Annotated in this window: 20 protein-coding genes and 1 tRNA gene; 7 read left to right on the forward strand and 14 right to left on the reverse strand. The window is 63.7% G+C overall.

Going from position 1 to position 23051, the window contains the following annotated elements; translation table 11 throughout:
• Window positions 1-138: 138 nt before the first annotated feature.
• The 7 genes from EOC94_RS10015 to EOC94_RS10045 form a co-directional block, all read right to left on the reverse strand.
• Window positions 139-738: a VOC family protein gene (locus tag EOC94_RS10015; protein ID WP_127290165.1), complete on the reverse strand. Its 600-nt coding sequence runs from the start codon at window positions 736-738 to the stop codon at window positions 139-141.
• Window positions 739-832: 94 nt separating this feature from the next.
• Window positions 833-1663 (reverse strand): ATP-binding cassette domain-containing protein, encoded by an 831-nt coding sequence (locus EOC94_RS10020; RefSeq protein ID WP_127290167.1) that lies wholly within the window; start codon window positions 1661-1663, stop codon window positions 833-835.
• Complete coding sequence (locus EOC94_RS10025) at window positions 1656-2540, reverse strand: ABC transporter ATP-binding protein (RefSeq protein WP_127205427.1); 885 nt, start codon at window positions 2538-2540, stop codon at window positions 1656-1658. Before EOC94_RS10025 ends, EOC94_RS10020 begins: the two co-directional genes overlap by 8 nt.
• On the reverse strand, window positions 2537-3385 hold the full coding sequence (locus EOC94_RS10030; protein WP_127290169.1) for an ABC transporter permease: 849 nt from the start codon (window positions 3383-3385) through the stop codon (window positions 2537-2539). Before EOC94_RS10030 ends, EOC94_RS10025 begins: the two co-directional genes overlap by 4 nt.
• Window positions 3378-4385, reverse strand: a complete 1008-nt coding sequence (locus tag EOC94_RS10035; RefSeq protein WP_127290171.1) for an ABC transporter permease — start codon at window positions 4383-4385, stop codon at window positions 3378-3380. The genes EOC94_RS10030 and EOC94_RS10035 overlap by 8 nt, the downstream gene beginning before the upstream one ends.
• 69 nt (window positions 4386-4454) lie before the next feature.
• Window positions 4455-5981: an ABC transporter substrate-binding protein gene (locus EOC94_RS10040; RefSeq protein ID WP_127290173.1), complete on the reverse strand. Its 1527-nt coding sequence runs from the start codon at window positions 5979-5981 to the stop codon at window positions 4455-4457.
• A gap of 108 nt (window positions 5982-6089) precedes the next feature.
• Window positions 6090-7664, reverse strand: coding sequence for an NAD(P)/FAD-dependent oxidoreductase (locus EOC94_RS10045; protein WP_127290175.1), 1575 nt, complete (start codon window positions 7662-7664; stop codon window positions 6090-6092).
• 122 nt (window positions 7665-7786) lie between these two features.
• On the opposite strand from EOC94_RS10045, the gene EOC94_RS10050 reads away from it, so the two are divergent.
• The 5 genes from EOC94_RS10050 (at window position 7787) to EOC94_RS10075 (ending at window position 14705) form a co-directional block, all read left to right on the forward strand.
• Window positions 7787-8578, forward strand: a complete 792-nt coding sequence (locus EOC94_RS10050) for a cyclase family protein (protein WP_127290177.1) — start codon at window positions 7787-7789, stop codon at window positions 8576-8578.
• 307 nt (window positions 8579-8885) lie between these two features.
• Entirely contained in the window at window positions 8886-10457 is a 1572-nt protein-coding gene (locus tag EOC94_RS10060) for an NAD(P)/FAD-dependent oxidoreductase (RefSeq protein WP_127290179.1), read from the forward strand.
• Window positions 10457-10936 (forward strand): MarR family transcriptional regulator, encoded by a 480-nt coding sequence (locus EOC94_RS10065; RefSeq protein WP_095487756.1) that lies wholly within the window; start codon window positions 10457-10459, stop codon window positions 10934-10936. Before EOC94_RS10060 ends, EOC94_RS10065 begins: the two co-directional genes overlap by 1 nt.
• Window positions 10937-10981: 45 nt before the next feature.
• Entirely contained in the window at window positions 10982-13135 is a 2154-nt protein-coding gene (locus EOC94_RS10070) for an indolepyruvate ferredoxin oxidoreductase subunit alpha (protein WP_127290181.1), read from the forward strand.
• Window positions 13128-14705, forward strand: coding sequence for an indolepyruvate oxidoreductase subunit beta family protein (locus EOC94_RS10075; RefSeq protein WP_127290183.1), 1578 nt, complete (start codon window positions 13128-13130; stop codon window positions 14703-14705). Before EOC94_RS10070 ends, EOC94_RS10075 begins: the two co-directional genes overlap by 8 nt.
• Before the next feature lie 2 nt (window positions 14706-14707).
• Here the strand turns inward: EOC94_RS10075 and EOC94_RS10080 are convergent, their stop codons facing one another.
• Both EOC94_RS10080 and EOC94_RS10085 read right to left on the reverse strand, forming a co-directional pair.
• Window positions 14708-15646 carry a carbon-nitrogen hydrolase family protein gene (locus tag EOC94_RS10080; RefSeq protein WP_127290185.1) on the reverse strand — a complete coding sequence of 313 codons (939 nt, stop codon included), beginning with the start codon at window positions 15644-15646 and terminating at the stop codon, window positions 14708-14710.
• 39 nt (window positions 15647-15685) lie between these two features.
• Window positions 15686-16552 carry a class I SAM-dependent methyltransferase gene (locus EOC94_RS10085; protein WP_126103792.1) on the reverse strand — a complete coding sequence of 289 codons (867 nt, stop codon included), beginning with the start codon at window positions 16550-16552 and terminating at the stop codon, window positions 15686-15688.
• Between the two features lie 149 nt (window positions 16553-16701).
• Between EOC94_RS10085 and EOC94_RS10090 the strand changes: the two genes are divergently transcribed.
• Complete coding sequence (locus EOC94_RS10090; RefSeq protein WP_095488059.1) at window positions 16702-17616, forward strand: LysR family transcriptional regulator; 915 nt, start codon at window positions 16702-16704, stop codon at window positions 17614-17616.
• Window positions 17617-17804: 188 nt separating this feature from the next.
• Here EOC94_RS10090 and EOC94_RS10100 read toward each other — a convergent pair whose 3' ends face one another.
• From EOC94_RS10100 to EOC94_RS10115, 4 genes are all read right to left on the reverse strand, one after another.
• A complete protein-coding gene (locus tag EOC94_RS10100; protein WP_164547047.1) occupies window positions 17805-18338 on the reverse strand; it encodes a DUF2380 domain-containing protein in 534 nt (177 codons plus the stop codon).
• 125 nt (window positions 18339-18463) lie between these two features.
• Window positions 18464-18790 (reverse strand): hypothetical protein, encoded by a 327-nt coding sequence (locus EOC94_RS10105; RefSeq protein ID WP_126103790.1) that lies wholly within the window; start codon window positions 18788-18790, stop codon window positions 18464-18466.
• A gap of 65 nt (window positions 18791-18855) precedes the next feature.
• Window positions 18856-19281, reverse strand: a complete 426-nt coding sequence (locus tag EOC94_RS10110) for a globin family protein (RefSeq protein WP_127290187.1) — start codon at window positions 19279-19281, stop codon at window positions 18856-18858.
• A 317-nt stretch (window positions 19282-19598) separates the two neighbouring features.
• Window positions 19599-19674 (reverse strand) — tRNA-Thr (locus tag EOC94_RS10115).
• A 343-nt stretch (window positions 19675-20017) separates the two neighbouring features.
• Here EOC94_RS10115 and EOC94_RS10120 point away from each other — a divergent pair.
• Window positions 20018-21214: a hypothetical protein gene (locus tag EOC94_RS10120; RefSeq protein WP_185928201.1), complete on the forward strand. Its 1197-nt coding sequence runs from the start codon at window positions 20018-20020 to the stop codon at window positions 21212-21214.
• Window positions 21215-21275: 61 nt separating this feature from the next.
• Here EOC94_RS10120 and EOC94_RS10125 read toward each other — a convergent pair whose 3' ends face one another.
• Window positions 21276-22877, reverse strand: coding sequence for a cisplatin damage response ATP-dependent DNA ligase (locus tag EOC94_RS10125; protein WP_127290191.1), 1602 nt, complete (start codon window positions 22875-22877; stop codon window positions 21276-21278).
• Between the last annotated feature and the right edge of the window lie 174 nt (window positions 22878-23051).

Genomic DNA, 23051 nt, shown 5'->3' on the forward strand with positions numbered 1-23051 from the left:
ATCTCCTCTTCGCTTTCTGCGCCTAGTATCGCCCGTGAGGCAAATTATTTCAAGCTTGAAGTTTCATAATTGAAGCGATCTGCCTCGGATGCCTATGGCGTGCCTGCGGTCAGACCCGCAAGCACGCGCTTGCCCGGATTATTTTTCTGGGGTCTTCGGGCTCCACAGCACCGTCTCCGCATCCTTTTCATAGGCCATGCCGTTGGGATAGCTGATCGCTTCCAGCTGCAGGCCCCACGGCGCCTGGAAATAGAGGATGGTCTGTCCAGCCGCCGGGCCTTCGGTAACCGGCAGCGGACCCAATCGTGTCTTCACGCCCTTGGCATCGAGATAGGTTTTTGCGGCGGCGATATCGTCGACATAGAAGGCGATATGGAAGCCGCCAATGTCGCTGTTGCGGGCCTGCAGGTCTCTCTGGTCGGGTGCGGTGTATTTGAACAGCTCGATATTCGACCCGTAGCCGCAACGGACCAGGGTGATCTCCTCGATCACCGCCTTGGGATCGACGCCCAGCAGATCCTGCATGAACGTGCCCTTGTCGTCGGCGAACGGGCCGAAGGACATCGCCTTCTTGCAGCCGACGATCTCGGTGAAGAAGCCGACGGCCTGCTTCATGTCGGGCACCGTAACCCCGGTGTGATCGTGCCCCCGCATGCCGGGAATGGAGCCGGCGGAAGCGGTGCCGATGCTGGCCAGGACGGCGGTGGCAAGCGTAGCGTTTCGGATTGCATTCCTCATGTCAGTCATCCTTCTCGCGGGACGTGGGTGACTTGCCGGGCGCACGCCCGAGGCCCGCTCTTCGGCGTGCGAATGATTTGCTGCGAATGATGCTTCATGCCGGCACCTTAGCGGCGGGCAGCAGCCAGCCTTCATCGATCTCGGGCAGCGGGATGGCTGATATCAGGTCGCGTGTGTAGGCCTGCTGCGGCTTCTCGAACAAAGCGTCCGTCGCGCTGGCTTCGACGATCGCGCCTTCGCGCATGACGATCACTTGCCGGCACAGCCGCCGGATCACCGACAGATCGTGGCTGATGAAGGCGACCGTCAGGCCCATTTCGGCGGCCAGCTTTTCCAGCAACGTCAGGATCTGTGCCTGGGTCGACACGTCGAGGCCGGAGACGATCTCGTCGGCCAGCACGAATTTCGGCGACAGCGCGAGCGCCCGGGCAATGCCGACGCGCTGGCGCTGGCCGCCCGACAGTTCGTGACGGTAGCGGCTGGCGAAGCTTTGCGGCAGGCCGACGCGCTGCAATGCCTCCGCGACACGCCCCTTGAGATTGTCGCCAAACCCGTTTTGCCTGAGGGGGGCGGCGATGATGCTGGCAATGGTGCGGCGCGGGTTGAGCGACGACATCGGATCCTGGAAGATCATCTGCAGATTGCGGCGCAGCGGCCTGAGCTCGGCCTCCGGCAGATGCGTGATGTCGCGGCCGTCGAAGGTGATGCTGCCGGCGCTCGGCTCCAGCAGGCGTACGAGGGCGCGGCCGAGCGTCGACTTGCCCGATCCGGATTCACCGACGATGCCGGTCACCGACCCCTTTGGCAGGTCGAAATCCAGACCTTTCAGGATTTCGGCCAGCGGCGCGCGGCCGATCAGCGGCTTGCGCGTCATGTCGGGTAGCGCGACCTTCAGGCCGCGGACGGAAAACAGCGGCTCAGCCATGCGGGCGCCTCCAGGCCTGGTCGGCGGCGGCGATCTCCGCGGCCAGCCCGGCCAATACCGCGTCGTCCACCGGTCTCAGAGAGGCGAACGGGTCGGTGTAGCGCGGTGTCGCCGCCATCAGCGCTCGCGTGTAGGGGTGCTGCGGAGCTGCGAACAGCGCCGCCGTCTCGGCCTCCTCCACCACCTTGCCGGCATAGAGCACCGATACTTTCTGGCTGATCTTGGCGACGACGCCGAGATCATGGGTGACGAACAGGATCGCCGTGCCGTGCTCGCGCTGCAACTGCGCGATCAGGCGCAGGATCTGCTTCTGCACGGTCACGTCGAGCGCCGTTGTCGGCTCGTCGGCGACGATCAGCCTTGGCTCGGCGGCGAAGGCGGCGGCGATCAGCACGCGCTGGCGCATGCCGCCGGAAAGCTCGTGCGGATAGCATTTGAGGACGCGGTCCGGGTCGCGGATCTGCACCTCGTCGAGCAACTGGCGGGTGCGGGCGTCGGCTCTCTGTCCGCTCCAGCCGAGGATGCGCACCAGCCGGTCGGTCATCTGCGGACCGATGCGGCGCGACGGGTTGAGCGCGGTCAGCGGATCCTGCGGGATCAGCGCGGTGCGGGCGCCGATCAAGGTGCGCCTCGCCTTTGGCTGAAGCCGGCCGAGATCTTCACCTTCGAGCAGCATGTCGCCCTCGACGATGCGAACGCTCAGTGGCAGAACGCCGAGCACCGCCTTGCCGATCATCGTCTTGCCGGCGCCGCTCTCGCCGACCAGCGCGCGAACCTCGCCGGGTTGGACCGAGAGCGAGACCGAGCGCAGCACGCGGGCGCCATTCGGCAGCACGGCGCTGAGGTTACTGATATCGAGGCAAACGCTCGCGCTCATCGCAGCACCGGATCGAAGCGTGCCTTGAGACCCTCGCCGAACTGGCTGAACGACAACACCGTCAGGATCAGAGTGACCAGCGGAAACACCAGCACCCACCAGGCCTGATGGATCGACAGCCGGCCTTCGGCGATGATGCCGCCCCAGGTCGGGTCGTCGGTCGAGATCGACAGATTGACGAAGGACAGGATCGCCTCGACGATGACGGCGATGCCCATTTCCAGTGACAGCAGCGCGACGATCGACGGCACCACATTGGGCAGCACTTCGCGCAGCATGATACCGATGCGGCCGTAGCCGGCGATGCGGGCGTTCTCGACATAATCCATGCGCGCCTGGCCCATGGTCTCGGCGCGGATCACCCGGCAGAAGCGCGTCCAGTCGATGACCGCGATGGCGATGATGACCGAGCTCAGGCCTGTGCCGAGCACGGCAACCAAAAGGATGGCAAACAACACCGGCGGGAACGCCATCCAGACGTCGACGATGCGCGAGATGATGCGGTCGGCCCAGCCGCCGAAATAGCCGGCGACAAGCCCGAGCGTCGAGCCGACCAGACAGGCGGCCAAGGCTGCCGCGAAGGCAACGACGAAGGCGATGCGGGCGCCGAAGATCAGCCGCGACAGGAGATCGCGGCCGAGGCTGTCGGTGCCGAGCCAGAAGCCGGATTCGGCGCCGCTCATCCAGAACGGCGGCAGGCGCTCGAACATCAGGTCCTGCGCCAGCGGGTCCTGCGGCGCGACCAGCGGCGCGAAGATCGCCGCCAGCAGCGCCAGCAGCAGCCAGCCGCCGGCCAGCCACAGCCTTGCGCCCGAGCCATGTCTGGAGATGCGGCCGTCATCCATGGCGCAGCCTCGGATTGAGCAGCGCATACATCATGTCCACGGTGAGGTTGATCAGCACGAACAGCAGCGCGAAGACCAGCACGATGCCCTGGATCAGCGGCAGGTCGCGGTTGATGACGGCGTCGATCGCCATATTGCCGAGACCCTCATAGGAAAACAGCCGCTCGACGATGACGGTGCCGCCGATCAGAAAGGTGAACTGCACGCCGACCAGAGTCAGCGTCGGCAGGGCGGCATTCTTCAGCGCCTCGCGCAAAATGACCTGCGTTTCCGAAAAGCCCTTCACCCGCGCCAGCACGACGTAGTCGAGATCGAGCACTTCCTTCAGCGATTGCTTCAGCAGCTGCGAGATGATCGCGGCCAGCGGCAACGCCAAGGCCACGGCCGGCATCAGCATGTGCCCGAGCAGGTCCTTGGTCAGGTCGAAGCGCAGCCGCGCAATGCTTTCGAACAGATAGAACTGGGTGACGAAGGGAAGGTCGAGCTGCGGCGAAACCCGGCCGGAAATGTCGAACACCGGCACCAGCACGCCGAACAAAAGGATCAGCACCAGCCCCCACAGGAAATCGGGAATGGAAAGCGCTGCACCGCTGGCGATGTCGATGCCGGCCTCGACTGCGGTGCCGCGTTCCCGCGCGCCAAGGATCGCCGTCGTGCCGCCGATCGCCAGCGCCATCAAAAGAGCGACGATAGCGAGCTCCAGTGTCGCCGGTAGCCGGTTGAAAACCAGCCCCAGCACGTCCTGTCTGAGCGAGATCGAGGTGCCGAAATCGCCTCTGACAACGCCGGACAGCCAGATGAAGAACTGCTCGACGATGGTCTTGTCGAGCCCATAGAGCGCACGCAACCGGGCGATGTCGGCATCGGTGGCGCCGGGCGGCAGCATCATCGCGATCGGGTCGCCGGGCGCGACGCGAATGACGACGAAAACCACGACGGCGACGCCGAACAGCGTGATCGCCATCGTCAGAAGACGGATCAGGAATCTTTGCAGCAGCATGGTCGCCCGTATGCCTGCGGAAAGGGCGCGCCATCGACGGCGATGGCGCGCTTGGACGCTATGCCGATCTCACGCCGGGGTCATCAGCGCCGGCAGCAGCGCGCCGGATATATGCTGCACGACATTGACGCCCTTGGCATGCACGATCGGCTGCGCATACTGGATCAGTGGCAGCACATAGGCCTGCTCGGCGATGTACTTGTCGACAGCCTTCCAGCCGCCGATGCGCTTGGCCTCGTCTTTCTCGCCCCATAGCGGGTTGATCATGTCGATCAGATCCTGGCTGTCCCACACCGAATGCGGGCTCGGGCCATAGGTGGCAAAGCCGGTCGACGTCGTCGGATCGCCAATGGCGTTGCCCCAATTGTAGAAGGCGGCCGGCGCCAGCTTGTCGGCGGCGCGCAACTCGTAGTGCTTGGCGATCTCGTAGACCTCGATCGTCGCCTCGATACCGACCTTGCGCCACATGCCGACGATCGCCTGGATCATCTCGTAGTCCTTGGGCTTGAAGCCCTTGGTCGTCTGTATCGTGAACTTGACCGGCTTTTCCGGCGAATAGCCGGAGGCGGCCAGCAATTCCTTGGCTTTTTCCGGATTGTGCTCGACCTTGATCGACGCATCGTAGGCTGCGTATTCCGGCGTCTCCAGCGTATGGATAGGCTGGCCATAGCCGCGCAGCAGGCGGTCGACCAGCAGCTTCTTGTCGACCGCCATGACGGCAGCCTGGCGGACGTTCTTGTCCAGCATCACGTCGATGTCGTTGAAGAAGATCATGCCGATGTCGGAAACATTCTTGCACGAGCCGGCAAGCCCGTCCTTGGCGATCAGGCGGTCATATTCCTCATAGGGGATTTCGAGCGTCACCTGCGAGGAACCGGACTCGATTTCGGCTACGCGGCTCGCCGCATCGGTGACGAACTTGATCGTCACATTCTCAAAGGCCGGCTTGCCGCCCCAATAGTTCGGATTGGCCTTCAGCCGCAGGAAGGCGTTGCGCTCGAATTTGTCGACCATGTACGGGCCGGTGCCGATCGGAGCCTTCTCGAAGCCTTCGGCGCCGACCTTCTCGTAATAGGCCTTCGGCATGATGTAGCCGGTCAGGAACGACATCCATTTGAAATACACCGGGTCGAACTGCACGACGTCTCCGGTGATCTTGTTGCCGTCGATCTTGAAGTTGTTTACGTTCTTCCAGACGAATTGGATCGGGTTGCCGGTCTTTTCGTTGCCCGCCCGCTGCAGCGACCAGACCACGTCCTCGGCCGTGAACGGCGAGCCGTCATGCCAGGTGACGCCGTCGCGCACCGTCATCATGATCTTGGTGCGGTCGTCATTCCAGCCCCATTCGGTAAGCAGGCCCGGCGCGAAGGACAGGTCCGGCTTCTGCGGAATGAACTGGTCGAACACCGACTGGTAGAGGCCCTGGATCGTCGGGTTGACCGCCGAAGGCCCGGTGGTCGGGTCCCAGGACGGCAGGTTGACGTTGTAGGCGATGGTCAGTTCGCCGGCTGCCTTGGCCATTTGCGGCAGGCCGATGACGGTGGCGCCAAGTGCTGCTGCGCCATATCCGAGCAATTCTCGTCTGTTGATTGTCATGGTCGTTCCCCTGTTGGTTTTCTATGCGCGTCGTCGTTGTCGTTCAGTGGGTTCAGGCTCCTTGGGCAACCGCGCCTTGCCCTCCTTCACCCACGGGTGTTTTGAATTCTACCTCCCGCCAAGCTGTTGGGCGAGCATATAGCCCGAGGCGGCACCAGTGCCGGCGCCCGGCCATGTTGCAGCGCCTGTGAGATGCAAATTCCCGACTGGCGTGTTCCAGCCGGCATAACCGCGCGCCGGGCGGAACAGAAAATTCTGCGCCAGATGGTGGCTGCCGCAGATCTGGTCGCCGCCGACGAGGTTGGGGTTCTCGCGTTCGAGGTCGAGCGGCGAGAACACGGCGCGGCCGAGGATCTTCCGGCGAAGACCGGGCGCATAGATCTCGATGATGTCGAGAACGCGCTCGGCGTAGCGCTCCTTGACGTTGTCCCAGTGGGCTGGCGCGATCTTGCCCGCCGCATCGCCTGACATTTCGGCGGGCAGCATGCGCACCTGCACCCACAGCACATGCTTGCCTTCCGGCGCCCGCGACGGATCGACCGCAGTCGGCTGGCCGACGACCAGAACCGGCTCGTCCGGCAGCATGCCCGACATTGCCTGCTGATAGGTCCGCGACATGGCGTCGAGCGAAGGCGACAGATGCACATACGCGAACTGCCGAAGCTCGGCGCCGGCGCGCCAGTCCGGCAGATCGTCTAGCGCCAGATGGATCATCATCGTGCCCGGCGCATGGCGGAATTTCTTCATCGCCGCGTCGAAGCCGGCGTCGCCGGAACCATCAGGCAGCAGTCTGCCGGGCAACGCCCCTGGTGCAACCCCGGCGACGACAGCCTTGGTGGCGGTATGGGTCTCGCCGGAAGCGAGCCGCACGCCGGTCGCCTTGCCGGCGGAGACCGTGATCTCGGCCACCTCAGCCCCGGTGATAATCTGGCCGCCGGCAGCGGTTACCATGCCCGACAGGGCGCGGATGATGGTGTCGGCACCGCCCTTGCCGAGCACCATGCCGAAGCACTGGTTGGCCATGGACTCAAGGTATGGGAACACCGCGCCGCCGGCGACGTCGGGGGCGAAATCGAGATGCATGCCCCAGGTGGCGAGCGTCGCCCTGACATGCGGCGTCTCGAAATTCTCCTCGAGCCACGCGCGCGGCGACGACAGCAGCAGGCGACCGGTGTCGAGCGTGCCGGCAAAGCCCTTCCTGCGCCACAGGTTCCATGCAGTGCCGGCCAGCGCCCGCCCGCTCATCGGCGCTCCTAGCAGCCGGAACAGATGCTCGGCCTCCGCCGGGAAGGCGTCAACCAGCCGGCGCCAGGTGGCGGCGTCGGCTTGCGAAAATCCGGCGATGCGCGACGCGGTCTTCTCCAGGTCGTGGCTGACACCGAACCAGCGTCCGTCGGGAAAGGCGCTGGCAAAGCAGTCGGCGACCGGCGCAAATTCCAGCCCGTGTTTTTTCAATTCATTTGCATATTTCTTGTGAAAGGCCGAGCCGGCGAACAGGCTCAGATTCATCGCGCCGAAATCGTGCCGGAAGCCGGGAAGCGTGAATTCGCGGGTCTGGACGGCGCCGCCGATTGTTGCGCTGCGCTCGAAAATCGCGGTTTTCCAACCTTTCAACGCCAGATGCGCTGCGCATGCCAGACTGTTGTGGCCCGCCCCGACGAAAATGGCGTCAAACTCGCTCACACCCCACCCAACCCATTTCCTTTATGCTTAAAGATAATTGCAGATGCATATGTTTTCGTCTAGTAGGATATTAAGGGCCGCAACGAGCCTTCAGAGCCATCTAAGAAGAGGGAACAGAGACCATGGACACGCAAAAACTCCTCGGCGAGGTCGCCGGCCAGCTTCTTTCAGGCGCCATCCAGGTGGTCGACTTGACGGCCCCGCTTGGGCCGAACACGCCGCTGATCAAGCTGCCGCCGGAACTCGCCGTCGATACGCCGAAGGTCGAGATCCACGCCATCTCCGCCTATGACAAGAACGGACCGTGGTGGGCCTGGAACTGGCTGAAGCTCGGCGAGCACTCGGGCACGCATTTCGACGCGCCGCAGCACTGGATCACCGGCAAGGATTATCCGGACGGCGCCACCGACACCATTCCGGCGCAGAACTTCGTCGGACCGGTCAATGTCATAGACTGCTCAAAGCAAGCCGCCGCGGACCATGATTTCCTGCTCACCGTCGACCATATCAAGGCGTGGGAAGCCGAGCATGGCGCGATCAATGCCGGCGAATGGGTGGTGATGCGCACCGACTGGTACAAGCGCAACGGCTCGGAAGCCGAATTCCTCAACGCCGACGAGACCGGACCGCACACGCCCGGACCGACGGCCGAGGCCATCCAGTTTCTGATCAGCAAGGACATCAAGGGCTGGGGCAGCGAGACGATCGGCACGGATGCTGGCAAAGCAGGGGGAATGGAGCCGCCATTCCCGGCGCACAGCCTGATGCACAAGGCCAACCGCTATGGCCTCGCCAGCCTCTGCAATCTCGACCGGCTGCCGCCGAAAGGCGCGATCCTGATCGCCGCACCGCTCAAGATCGAGCACGGCACCGGCAGCCCGATCCGCGCACTGGCGCTGGTGCCGAGACAATAGGACGAGGTGGCGGTCTTCGGGAGAAGATCATGGTCGCAGGTAACGCTGTAGTGACGATTTGGGAGCGGCAGCCTTGTAACGCTGCGGCTCTACGGCGCCCCCCTCTGTCCTGCCGGACATCTCCCCCTCCAGGGGGGAGATCGGCAGTTCCGACGCCCAGCTCATTCCTACAGCCTTGGAGATTTTCGAAGGCCGCAGTGACGGCCGATCTCCTCCCAAGAGGGGGAGATGTCCGGCAGGACAGAGGGGGGCGCCGTAGAGCGCCAATCTCCCCAATTGAACTCCTGCCGACGGGGAGCAATCGTCGATGAACGCGCCCGATCACATTATCGTCGGCAGCGGCATCAACGCGCTGGTCTGCGCGGCGATGCTTAGCGGCAAGGGGGCGAAGGTGCTGGTGCTCGAGCGCAACGACCGCATCGGCGGTTGCATGCGCACCGAGGAGATCACCGCGCCTGGTTTCATCCATGACGTGATGGCGACGACCTTCGTCCTGTTCATCACCTCGCCGGCCTATGCGGCGCTGGGCAAGGATCTGGCGCGGCACGGCCTGGAATTCTGCAACACCGGCACGCCGACCGGCGTGCTGCGCCCGGACGGCAGCCATGCCATCCTGCGCACCGACCGCCCCGCCAATGTCGCGGGGATGAATACGATGACGGCAGGTGACGGCGACCGGCACGGCAGCGATGTCGGTGAGATCGAGCGCAATGCCGGCCTGCTGTTCGGCCTGCTTGGCGGCAGCCTGTGGTCGTACCCCACGGCAAAGCTGCTGGCGGGCGAAGCCTGGCGCCGCGGCCCGCGTGAGCTTGCCGCCTTTCTTGGCGCAGCGCTGGTGCCGGCGCGCGGCTGGCTGGAGAGCACCTACCAATCCGAAACCACCCGCGCGCTCTGGGCGCCCTGGGTGTTGCATGCCGGCCTTGGGCCTGAAGACGCGTTCTCCGGCCAGATCGCCAGGGTAATCGCCTTTGCGCTCGAAGCGGCCGGGGCGCCGATCGTCAAGGGCGGCGCGAAGAACCTGCTGTCCGCGTTCGAAGCGCTAATCAAGGAGCGCGGCGGCGTGATCCGGACTGGCGGGGACGTCGCCTCGATCATCCAGAGCGGAGGCCGAGCAACCGGCGTGCGGCTGGCTTCGGGCGAAACGGTCACCGCGAAGAAGAGCGTCATCTGTTCGGTCACGCCGACCCAGCTCTACGAGCGGCTGCTCGGCGACGCAGCGCCGAAAGCCGACGTCGAAGCGACGCAAAAATACCGCTACGGCAAGGGCAATTTCCAGATCCACTATGCCTTGGACAAACCACCCGCATGGCGCGGCGACGGCTTGGACAAGGTCGCGCTGCTGCATCTGACCCCCGGGCTCGACGGTGTATCGAAAGCCTGCAACGAGGCCACGCGCGGCATGCTGCCGGAGGTTCCGACCATCTGCGTCGGCCAACCGCATGCGCTCGATCCTTCGCGCTGTCCGGACGGAAAGGCGATCCTGTGGCTGCAACTGCCCGAGGCCCCACGCCATATCAAGGGCGATGCCGCCGGCAAGCTGCCGACGCCGGCCGACGGCCGCTGGACCGAGGCATTGCGCGAAGCCTACGCGGACCGTGCCGAAGCGATCCTCGCCAGCCATATCGCCGGGCTCAAGGACAGCGTCATTGCACGCCGCGCCTATTCGCCGGCCGATCTGGAAGCGATGAACATCAATCTGGTCGGCGGCGATCCCTATGGTGGCTCCTCGACCATCGACCAGTCGTTCCTGTGGCGGCCGTTCAAGACGAGCCGTAATCACGCCACCGGGATCAAGGGCCTCTACCATATCGGCGCCTCCACCCATCCCGGCGCCGGGCTTGGCGGCGGCTCCGGCTTCCTGCTGGCGGGGAGGCTGTGATGGAACAGAAGGTTGAAAAGCGCCAGCGCATCTCGACTTTGGGCCAGATCGGCCTGCAGCAATTCGCGCCCTATCTGATGAACCGCATCATGGGCCGCTACAACGCCACCTTGCGCGACGATTTCCGCAAGCAGGGCCTGACCATTCCGCAGGTCCGGACGCTGGCCGTGCTGTCGGTCGCCGACGGCGTCACCGTCAACGATCTCTCGGTCTATACGGTCATCGAGCAGTCGACGTTGAGCCGGACGCTCGACACGCTGGAAGGACAAGGGTTTGTGCGGCGGGAGCAGGGGGTAACCGACAGCCGCATCCGCCATGTGTTCCTGACCGACGAGGGTCGCGCCGAGTTCACCCGCGCCTGGCCGGCCATGCATGACGCGTTCGAGGCGATGTTCGACGACGTCGACGATGCCGAATATTCGGCGCTGATCGCGACGCTGCAGAAGATGCTGAAGAACATTCGCAAGCACGACATTTGATCTTACGCGCTGCCGGATGCCGGCGGTAACGGAAGGAGCCAAAAAATGGCCGAACGGTCTTTTGCCAAGGAAGTCGAAAAGCTCAGGCTCGGCGCTGGCGAGGAGTTTTCCGGCGAGGGCATTCTCGCCATCACCAAGGCGCTGCTGCAATGCGGGGTCGGTTATGTCGGCGGCTATCAGGGCGCGCCGATCAGCCATCTGATGGACGTGCTGGCCGACGCGCAGGATATTCTGGGTGAGCTCGGCGTGCATTTCGAGGCGAGCGCCTCAGAAGCGACCGCCACCGCCATGCTGGCGGCATCGGTGCATTATCCGATCCGTGGCGCGGCGACTTTCAAGTCGACGGTCGGCACCAATGTTGCGTCGGATGCGCTCGCCAATCTCGCCTCGGGCGGAGTCACCGGCGGCGCGCTGATCATCGTCGGCGAGGACTATGGCGAAGGCTCCTCGATCATGCAGGAGCGCAGCCATGCCTTCGCCATGAAGAGCCAGGTCTGGCTGCTTGACCCGCGGCCGAACCTGCCGTCGATCGTCAAGGCGGTCGAGGACGGCTTCGAGCTGTCGGAGATTTCCAACACGCCGGTTATGCTGCAGGTCCGCATCCGCTGCTGCCATGTCCACGGCCATTTCATCGCCAAGGACAACAAGCGGCCGGCGATGACGGTGGCCGATGCGCTCGACGCGCCGCGCCGTGACACCGGCCGCATCGTGCTGCCGCCAGCCTCCTTCCTGCACGAGAAGGAAAAAGTGCAAAAACGCTGGCCGGCGGCGGTGGATTTCATCCGCGAGAACAAGATCAACGAGTTCTTCGGTCCCGAGCACGGCTCGGTCGGCATCGTCATGCAGGGCGGCATGTACAATTCGGTCGTCCGCGCGCTGCAGCGCCTCGGCCTTGCCGATACTTATGGCGAGACAGACGTGCCGCTCTACGTGCTGAATGCCGTCTATCCCTTGGTCGATGACGAGTTCCTGTCCTTCTGCGAGGGCAAGGACGCCGTGCTCGTCGTCGAGGAAGGCCAGCCCAATTATATCGAGCAGGCCTTTGCCGCGATGCTGCACAAAGCCGGGCGCGGCACAAAGCTCGTCGGCAAGGAACATCTGCCGATGGCCGGCGAATATACCGGCCAGGTCATGCTCGACGGCATCGGATCGTTCCTGCGCGCCACCATCCCCCATTTGCTGCCGGGCGAGGTCCGCGCGCCGAACAAGATCGGCGACGGGCTCGATACCGCCGACCTAGTCAATGTCGTCCCGGGCCGTCCGCCAGGCTTCTGCGTCGGCTGTCCGGAGCGGCCGATCTTTGCCGCCACCAAGCTGGTCGAGCAGGAGTTGGGCAAGCACCACATCGCCTCCGACATCGGCTGCCATCTGTTTTCGATCATGCCGCCTTTCGAGCTTGGCGCCACCACAATGGGCTACGGGCTGGGGCCGGCCTCGGCTTCGGCGTTCAATTCGCCCGACGCCAAGCGCCGCTCGATCTCCTTCGTCGGCGACGGCGGCTTCTGGCACAACGGACTGACCTCGTCGATCGGCAATGCGGTGTTCAACAAGAACGACGGCGTCATCGTCATCGTCGACAATTTCTATTCTGCCGCGACGGGAGGGCAGGATATTCTTTCATCCCGCGCCGGCAATAAGACGAAATCGACAAAGCATCCGATCACCGAGGCGGTGAAAGGCATGGGCGTTAAATGGCTGCGCCACATCGACCGCACCTACGATGTCACCAAGATGCAGGACACGCTGCGCGAGGCGCTGACGACGGACGAGAAGGGCCCGAAAGTCATCGTCGCCTCGTCCGAATGCATGCTCAACCGGCAGCGCCGCGAGAAGCCGCTGGTCGACAAGGCGATCAAGGGCGGTGAGCGGATCGTCAAGCCGAAATTCGGCGTCGACGAGGACATCTGCACCGGCGACCATGCCTGCATGCGGCTTTCCGGCTGCCCGTCGCTGTCGGTGAAGTCGCTGGACGATCCGCTGCGCGACGATCCGGTGGCGCATATCGACCAGAGCTGCGTCGGCTGCGGCAATTGCGGCGAGGTCGCCGATGCGGCGGTGCTGTGCCCGTCCTTCTACCGCGCCGACATGGTGCACAATCCGAGCCGCTGGGACCGTTTCCTGGAAGCCGCCCGTCGCGCCACGATCAGCCTCTTGCAGCGGCGCCGTGAAAGCCGGCGCCTGACATTCGCCGATGCTTGACGCCGTCCCCTCATCGCGCTTGAAAACCGGCGCTCCCGAAGACGAGGGCGTCATCAAACTTGCCGTGCTGGCGGTCGGCGGCCAGGGCGGCGGCGTGCTGGCCGACTGGATCACCGACGTCGCCGAGCGCAACGGCTATGTCGCGCAGTCGACGTCGGTCGCCGGCGTCGCCCAGCGCACCGGCGCCACCATCTACTATGTCGAGATGTGCCGCGACACCGGCCGGCTGCCGGTCTTCGCGCTGTCGCCTTCGCAGGGCGACGTCGACATACTGATCGCCGCCGAACTGATGGAAGCCGGCCGCGCCATCATCCGTGGCTTCGTCACGCCCGAGCGCACGACGCTGATCGCCTCGTCGCACCGCATCGCCGCCGTGTCGGAAAAGATCGAGCCCGGCGACGGCCGGGCCTCGTCGCCAAAGGTGCATGCGACAGCCGAAGCCGCGGCCAAGCGCTTCATCGCCTTCGACATGGAGAAGATCGCCGCCGACAATGGCTCGATGATCTCGGCCAGCCTGCTCGGCGCACTGGCGGGGTCCGATGCCTTGCCGTTCACCCGCGAGAGCTATGAGCAGGCGGTCAGTGCCGGCGGCCGCGGCGTCAAGGCCAGCCTCGCCGCTTTTGGCGCCGCCTTTGATCGCGCCCGCGGCATTACGAACGCGCCACCTCTGGGCGACAAGATCGCAGAGCCGAAAGCTGCCGAAATCGGCTCGGGCGCGGCGGCAAAGGTGAGCGGCCCGGAAAGCCTGCTGAAGGGCTGGCAGGACCTTGCGGCGCGCGTCGACGCGCTGCCGCTTCCCCTGCACGACATGGCGTTTCGCGGTCTGAAAAAGGTCGTCGACTATCAGGACATCGCCTGTGGCGGCGAGTATCTCGACCGACTAGACCGGGCGGTCGTCTTGGACAATGCCGGCCACGACTACGCGCTGTCGATCGCTGCGGCAAAGCATCTGGCCAACGCCATGTGCTACGACGACATGATCCGCGTCGCTGACCTGAAGACGCGCTCGACTCGCGACAAGCGCGTGCGCCGCGAGGTCGGCGTCAAGGATGGCTCGATCCTCCAGGTGACCGAATATTTCCATCCGCGCATCGAGGAATTCTGCGGCACGCTGCCGGCCGGGCTCGGCAGCTACATCGAGGCGCGGCCGAAGCTTGCCGCCTTTCTCGACCGCCGTATCAATCGCGGCCGCCGCATCCGCACCGACAGCTTCGCCGGCTTTGCCGCCCTCTGGTTCATCGGCGGCATGCGCCGCTGGCGTCGCCGCCTGCTGCGCCACAAGGTCGAGACCGCGCATCTCGAGCGCTGGTACGCGCTGGCGCTCGGCCATGTCAGGGAAGACTACGCGCTTGCCGTCGAGATCCTCAACTGCCGCCGGCTGATCAAGGGCTACAGCGACACCCATGTTCGCGCGCAGTCGAAATTCGACCGGGTGCTGTCGGCGCTCGACCTGCTCAAGGGCCGCGCGGATGCTGCCGACTGGATCCGCCGCCTGCGCGAAGCCGCGCTAAAGGACGAGAAGGGCGATATGCTCGATGGTGCGCTGAAGACCGTGGCGTCGCTGCAGTAGAGCTAATAGCTGAATTCCGCCGGCCTTTGCGATTTTGCGTTGACCTGCAAGGTGAAAATATCCGGCCGGCTGTAGTGCCCGGCGACGTCGAGACTGCGGCGAGCGGCAATTGCCGCCTTGAGATCGATGTCGGCATGCAGAATGCCTGTTTCCTTGCGCAAAGGGCCGGCAACGATTTTTCCCCCTGGCGCGATGACCACGGAGTCGCCCTGATTGATCCACTCGTCCGCGTCCGGATAGAGGCGGTCACGGTCGGGAAAGTCGCGCGGCAAGTCTTCCACCCGCAAGACATTGCCGGCGCCGATGACCCAGCAGCCGCCCTCGCGGGCGATATGCTGCAATGTGCCGATCCAGCCGTCGCCACTGTCGTAGGTTGGGGCGACGTGGATATCGATGCCTTGAGCATAGAGCGCGTACCGGGCAAGCGGCATGTAGTTCTCCCAGCAAACCAGCGAGCCAACCCGTCCTGAAGGCGTGTCGACGACCTTCAGCCCGCTGGCGTCACCAAATCCCCAGACCATCCGCTCGGGGTTGGTGGGCATGAGCTTGCGGTGCCTGTTTAGAAGCGAACCGTCCGGGCCAATTACGATGACGCTGTTGTAGATAGTGGCGCGGCTCCACTGGCTGTCGCGTTCGTCGATGCCGCACAGGATGGTCACCTTGAACGTCCTGGCGGCGTCGAACAGCGGGCGCAGTTGATCCGACGAGAGGTCGACGGCATTGTCGACCAGGCGCCCGTGCAATTGGCCTGCCAGGCCGCCGTCGGCCCCCGGCTTCAGGCGCCAGATCCAGGCGGGGTATCCGGGGATGAACGCCTCGGAGAAGACCACAAGCTCGGCGCCGCCATTCGCGGCCTCGGCAACCAGCCGCACTGCCTTGGCGATCGTCCCTTCACGATCCAGAAAAGCCGGCGGTTCCTGGACAATGGCAATTCTCGTCATGAGGTTCCTCCTCGCTTCGGCACAGAGGCCGGCGTGTCCCTATCTTGTGGCGGCCGCGACTAGCATTTCGCATGGTCCCGCGAATTGTCCGTCCCGCTCGAACTGGCCAAGCGCCTCTTCGATTTCCGCCCACGCGTCGTCCTGTTCCCGGGCGGACAGGCCGGCGAGCATCTGATGCAGCGCGCCAAACGATTCCTGCTCGAACTGCAGACATTCCAGGGCCGAGTGCAGCCGCACCGGCGCATCGATCCTTTCGATCCGGACGTTACGGAATCCGGCATCAATCAGACGTTTTGCTAGAACCGTGGGATCGCCCAGGCTGAATGGGCCTGGCTGGCCGGGCAGTGGTGCGGGCAGCGCGGCGCGGCGGCGAATGATACCGACAGGGATCGAAAAGAACGGGTTCTTGTCTGCCGTGGAATAGACGATTGCACCGACCCTTCCCCCCGGTTTGAGGTGGTCGCGCATTCCGCCCAGCGCCTTGTTCTGATCCGGAAAGTAGATCAGGCCGACGCGCGAAATGACGGCGTCGAAGGGGTCAGCGGATATGGCGCCCAGCATTTCGCCGTCGGCGACGATGGTGTCGATGTTGCCATGGCCCGCCAGTTTCGCGTTGCTGGCGGCGAAATCGAGAATCCCGGCCGAAATGTCGGTCGCGAGCACATAACCCTCGGGGCCAACGCGCCGCGCCGCGGTCAATGTCTGTTCCCCGGCACCGGCGGCGACATCGAGGACGCGACTGCCGCGCTTTACATCGGTCATGTCCAGCATCAGTTCCGTCGCCGGTCCAAGCCACCGGGACAGGAGCGGACCCCAGCGGTTCCATGCCTCGGCCGCGCTGTCCCATTGCTTGCGGGTCGTTTCCTTGAATTTGACGGGATCGAAAGTCGGTTGCTGCTGATCCATGGTCGCCTCCTGGCGCATAACCTCGGAAACCGGACGGCATCCGGAAGACAGTATTGTCTTGCAGGAAACGATATTGGGCGCGTAGTTTCGGCTCAATTCTCGAAATCTAGACGCCCATTTTGCAAAATTGCACAGATCGGGGCTCCATGATGCAATGGGATGATTTGCGGATTTTCCTGGCGGTCGCGCGCGACGGCTCGATCAGCGGCGCCGCCAAACGCATGAACGTTCAGCATTCCACCGTGTCGCGCCGGATCAGGGTGCTGGAGACGCAGCTTGGCACGCGCCTGATCGAGCGCAAGAAGTCCGGATACGAACTGACCGCGGCCGGCGAGGAATTGAAAATGGCGGCCGGTAAGATGGAGATGGAGGTCCTCGAAGTCGAGGGCGCTCTCGGCGGTCAGGAAAATCGGATTGCCGGCGAGCTGAGGGTGTCGGCGATCAACAATATGGCATCATCCGTGCTGATGCCCATATTTGCCAGTTTCAACGAAAGCTATCCGGACATCGAGCTGCATGTGCAGGTTTCCAACAAGTATGTCAGCCTCGCCGAGCGGCACGCGGATATCGCCATTCGCCTGACCAACACGCCACTTGACACTCTGGTCGGTACCCGGCTCGCCAACGTTGCATCAGCCGTCTACGGGGAAAGAAACTACCTCAAGGCTTTGCGCGCCGGCAGCGCCAAACCAAGGTGGCTGGGGGTGGAATGCTGCGCTTTCCATCAATCCTGGACCAACGAGGCCTGCCCGGATCATCGTCACAGCTTTTTTGTCGACGACACGTTGCTTACGCTCGCAGCCATGAAACACGGACTTGGGCTGGCCTACCTGCCATGCTTCATGGGCGACGGGGACGACCGGTTGGAGCGCTTCCGCGCGCCTGACCCGATACACGATCTGGGGCTATGGCTGCTCTATCATCCCGACTTGCGGCGCACCAAACGGGTGAGGGTCTTTCGCGAACATATGATTGCGCGGATCGGCGACCAGAGTGCCCTGTTCGAAGGGCGACGACCGAGGCACGGCGACGACACGCTGCTTAACCGAGAAGCGTTGGGATAAGTTTGGCCGGAGTCACAATGGCTTGGATCGGCGGCCTTTCGATGGCCGATTCGTTTGGAGAATTTTTGGTGCGCTTGCGTGGCTCGAACACGCGATCCCCGCATTACGAATGATGTGCTCTACCAACTCAGCTAAAGCGGCCCGGGGAAGCCAAAGCACTCCAAGATGCGTTGGTGATAGAGACGCACCTACGGAATGCAGTGCTTCTCGATGTCGCGCGCCGTGAACTCTGCTGCTCGTCGCCACGCTTCGTCGGTATCTCCCCGGTAAGTCAGGTATCGATCGCAGACAGGCTTGTTGTTGTTCAAATCCAGCACTGCAAACTTCACCCAGCCAACCAGCGTGCTCATCTTGTGCATCTGACCGATCAGTAGATAGTTCGCGCTGGCTGTTCTTGCCTGCTTCGAGAGATCGACAAGGCCGGGGTCCCTGATGGTGCACCGTTCTGCCTGACAGGGTAATGCGACGAGGTCGATCTTCTCCGAAAGACCATCCCGCAATGCAACGCCAAACGCCTTCAGTCGCGTTTCGTGTTCGGCGGTCTGGTCTCTGACTTCGCCTGACGTATCCCTGAACTCGAAATCCGCGACGGCGAGGGTCGGGGGCTCGACGACATCGGCAAAGGCGGCCGACGCAAGTGCACCGGCGCCTAGCAGGACAAGGAAAAATCGTCCGCGCTCAAAAAGCCGAAATCGAACTTCTGCGCGTTGCACCTTGAGCATCTCGTTCTCCGAGGTTGGAATGATAGCCATCCCAAAGGTGGTGCCGATTGTCTCTTCGCGTTGTTGGAGGCGCGGAAAGCAAGCGCAAGACTACCCGGTTGCGTCGCGACGTCAACTTCCACCCGTTACTGGGTGGACTCGACCTTCGCGACGACGAGCTTGCCTTTGGCGCGCGAGATTTCGAGTGTCTGGCCGGGTTTTGCCAACTCGCCCGGAACCGAGATCACCATCGCCTGGCCTTCGGTGAGGGTCGCGACGAAGCGCACGGGCAGGTTTTCTTCGCCCGCCGCCATCGTGGTGACCACTCGATAGCCGTCATCGGCCTCGGTGTAGTAGACGACGCCGTGAAAGTTGCCGAGATCGACGGTCCCACCCTGACGGGCCGTGAGTTCGCCGGCAGAAGCGGAACTTGCCGCAACGCAAAGCGCTGCAAGAGCTGTGTATCTGAACATCGTTTTTCTCTCCATTTAGAATTGTCGTTCGGGTGGATGGTCGCCTTCGGCTGCATCCCAATAAATCACGCTGCGAGCTGATCCTCGCGGGCAGCCGCGATCATCACGCTTGCGAGCAACCCGTAGGCTGCCTCCCAAGAGTCGCGCACGGCCGGCGTGAAAGCCTCACCGAGGCCGGCCGCCAGCGTCTCGATGAGCGCTTGCCCGACGATCGGGTAATGATGCTCCTTGACGCCGTAGGTCACGTGACGCCTGGCGAGCACGCGCACCGTCGGGAGAATGGTGTCGGCACGGTCCAATCCGTGCACGACGAAGCCCAGGCTCGCCATCAGCTTGGCGCCTTGCTTGGCCATGTCTGTCACCGGAAACAGCGTGCGAAGATCCGCGTCGATCGCGAACAGGCGTTCATAGAACAGCGCGGCGGCGGCCACGCGTATTGCGACGACCTCGCGAAAACTGTCCTGGACAAGTCTGATCTGGTCGGGTGTCATCGGCGACGCTCCTGCGTTGCTGGCCTTGTGAGGCTCGGAACATCCTGCCAAAACGTTTCGCGTGCATGTCGCCTGCGCGTAGATGTGTTTCAGTTGTGTCTCAATTGGGTTTCATTTGCGCTCATTTGTCTTTCAGATCCCGACGGACGGGATCGTGCGCTGGGTCGCTCGCATCCTGATGATGGGCGCGTTTGAAATTGAGGAAGACGGAGGCGAGCCTGTACATGAGGCAAGGGGCGAAAAGGCGCCGCTGAAGACAGCGTGCTACCACGCGGTTTCTGCCATACCCTCAGAACCCGCAAAGCCTTGAGAAATAGTGGTGCCGCTTAGGTGACTCGAACACCTGACCCCATCATTACGAATGATGTGCTCTACCAACTGAGCTAAAGCGGCCCGGGAAGCCAGGGCCTCCAAGATGCGCTGGGTGATAAACGCAACCCGCCACAAATTCAAGATGGGACTTTGGCATTTCGCGTTGGGGCTCATGCCGGGCCTATAAGGGGGCCGCACCGATCCGCCATGCGGTCGCGTGATGCCGCACCGGCAGGTCGCGCGACCGCCACGTTGGCGCCGTGGCGAGAAAATCGGTGAAAAATGTTGATTCCTTTACCGAAAATCGCCGAAATGGGCCTTGGATGCGTCGCCAAGGTAGAATGCGGCCGCTGGCCCGTTGATTGATTGGTCGCCTACGGCTAACGATCATGACAATGTGACCGTACGTGCAGAGGGATCCCGCTTGGACGCGATCGAAAAAGCGATCCGGAACGCCTTCGAAAAAGGCAATGCCGACGACCGGGCGTTTCGCGAGCGGGTCTACCGATCGGCCTTCGCCGCACTGGACCGCGCCCTGCAGGCCAACCCGAGCGTGACGGTGGAAGTCGCCATCAAGCGCCGCAAGGCGGTGCAGGCCAAGATCACGGAAATCGAATCCGAGTTCCTGCCGGCGGTTCCCGATGTCGCCCTACCGACCGATGATGACGCCGCAGCACCGGCGACGGAGAAGCCGGCTGACAGCGCAGCCGAAGCTGAAGCTGAAGCCAATGTCGAACCGGGCGCGGATGCCGATGCTGGACCCGCGCCGTCGCCTGACGTCGTTGTCGACGGTCCGGTAGGGCCTCGTGCATCCGATATGCCCCGGTCGCGCGTCTTGCCGGTCGTTCCCGATATCATGCCCGAGGCGGTTTCTGCCGATGTGCCGGAGATCGACATGTCGTCCCCTGCATCGACCCGAGACGACGACGCAGAGGTGATGCCCGACCGCGACGAGAGGCGGGTGAGAGGCCCCCGCCTGCCTCTCACCGCAATCTTCCTCGGCGTCACGTTGCTCGCCGCCGCCGGCATCGGCCTCTATTTCGCTGCGCAGACCGGCGTCTTCAAGTCGGCGGCCCAACTCGACACGGCGCCGCCGCAAGCGCCTCCGACGGTGGAGGACGATGATTTCACGCCGCCAAGCGACACGGCCTCGCCGCTGACCCCCGGTGCGGCGGATGAGGATCGCGACTGGATCAATGTGTTTTCGCCGAGCGACCCGGCGCTTGTCAGTGCGCCTTCGGATGCCAAGGCCGAAGTCATGCAGGACGACAGCGGCTCCTTCCTGCGCATCCGGTCGGGCGCCTCCGGCTCGGCCATCAGCTTTGACGTTGGGCAAGGCGTGCTGGAAAGGCTCGCCGGCAAGCACGCCGTGTTCGACATCATCGCCCGCTCCGAGGAAGGCAAGGAGACGCAGATCTCCGTCGATTGCAATTTCGGCGAACTCGGTGACTGCGGCCGCAAGCGCTACGCGGTCGGCCATGAGAACAACGAATATCTGTTCGACGTGCGGTTTCCCGACAAGCGTCCGGGTGCTGCCGGCACCATCGCCATCAATTCCGACTTCGACAAGCAGGGCAAGTCGGTCGACATCTACGAGATCCGCGTCTCGATCGTTCCTTGAGCTTCAACGCATCCAAAAGTGTTAGAGCGTACTTTGTGCGTCCAATTGGACGCACGTCGCTCTAACGGTCGAGCAGGGCCTGCAGCGTCTCGATGCGGTCGGCTTCGGCCGCCGGCTTGTCCCAGCGCAGCCGTGAAATGCGCGGAAAGCGCATGGCGACGCCGGATTTGTGCCGTGTCGAGCGGTTGAGTCCTTCGAACGCCACCTCCAGCACGAGGCCTTGTCTGCGGTCGGCTCGCACCGAGCGGACCGGGCCGAAACGCTCGATCGTGTTGTCGCGGACATATTTGTCGATCTGCCTCAGTTCTTCGTCGGTGAAACCGAAATAGGCCTTGCCCACCGGCACCAGTTCCTCCGACCCTTCCGGCCCGGACCAGACGCCGAACGTGTAATCGGAATAAAAGCTCGAACGTTTGCCGTGGCCGCGCTGGGCATACATCAGCACGGCGTCGACCGTGTGCGGATCGCGCTTCCATTTGAACCATGGGCCTTTCGGCCGACCGGCGACATAGGGCGAATCCCAGCGCTTCAACATTACGCCTTCGATGACCGGATGCAGCGGCTTGCGGCGCAATTCCTCCAGCGCCTGCCAGTCGGTGAACTCGACCAGCGGCGAAAGATCGAAGCGGCTCGGATCGAGACTCCTGACGAAGGCTTCGAGGCGGCTGCGCCGCTCGTGGAAGGAGAGCGGCCGCAAGTCCTCGTCGCCGATCTGAAGCATGTCGTAGCAGCGCATGAAGGCCGGGTATTGCTGCTGGATCTTCAGCGTCACGCTCTTACGGTTCAGCCGCTGCTGCAGGTCCGAGAAAGTGCCGGTCGCCTGCAAGGGATCGCCGACCAGAAGCTCGCCGTCGAGGGTGGCGGAAAAGTCCATAGCGTCGGCGAGATCCGGAAAGGCACCGGAGACGTCGTCGCCGGTGCGCGAATAGAGCCGGCGCACACCGCCTTCGCAAACCGCCTGGACGCGGATGCCGTCCCATTTCCATTCGGCGGCGTAGTCGGTCGGATCGAGCTTTTCGAGATCGCCGTCGCCGACCGGCGTCGACAGCATCACCGGCCGGAACAGCGCCAGCGCCGTTTTCTCAGGTTTCTCGGCCTTGCCTTCCAGCCAGGCGAACAGCTCGGCATACGGCGGCGTCAGCCCATGCCACAGCTCCTCGATCTCGGCGATGTCGACCTTGCCGAGATCGGCCAGCGCCTGCTTGGCCAGCCGCGCCGAGACGCCGATGCGCAGGCCGCCGGTCACCAGCTTTATGATGGCGAAGCGCGCCGAGATGCTGGCGCTGTCGAGCAATCCGGCCAGCACCTTCGGTCCATCGGAACGGCTCGCCGCCTGCAGCTTTGCCACGACCTCGGAGAGCGTCGGCTCGTGGTTGATGATATCCTCGGGCGATTGCGGCCAGACCAGCGACACCGTCTCCGCCAGGTCGCCGACATAGTCATAGGAATAGCCGAACAGCACCGGGTCCATGCGCTCCATCACCAGCATGCGCAGCATCGCCGGCTTGACCGCCGCGATGGTGAGATCGCCGGTGATGGCGGCCAGCGCCAGGCCGCGATCCGGATCCTCGACGCTGCGAAAGTAATCGGTCAGCAGCGTCAACTTGCCATTGCGCGACGGCGTCAGGACGAGGCGATCGAGGAGTTCGGCGAAGCGGTTCATGAGGGTACGCGCCAGGCCAATCGGGAAAGCTTGCGATCCTTCGCGCCCCCCTCTGTCCTGCCGGACATCTCCCCCACGAGGGGGGAGATTGGCAGTTTCGTTCTTGCCGCCCGTCCTGCAACGTCAGTGATTGGCGAAAGCCGGCGCGACATCCGATCTCCCCCCTTGAGGGGG

It is taken from the genome of Mesorhizobium sp. M6A.T.Ce.TU.016.01.1.1 (genome assembly GCF_003997065.1).
Taxonomy (GTDB): domain Bacteria; phylum Pseudomonadota; class Alphaproteobacteria; order Rhizobiales; family Rhizobiaceae; genus Mesorhizobium; species Mesorhizobium mediterraneum.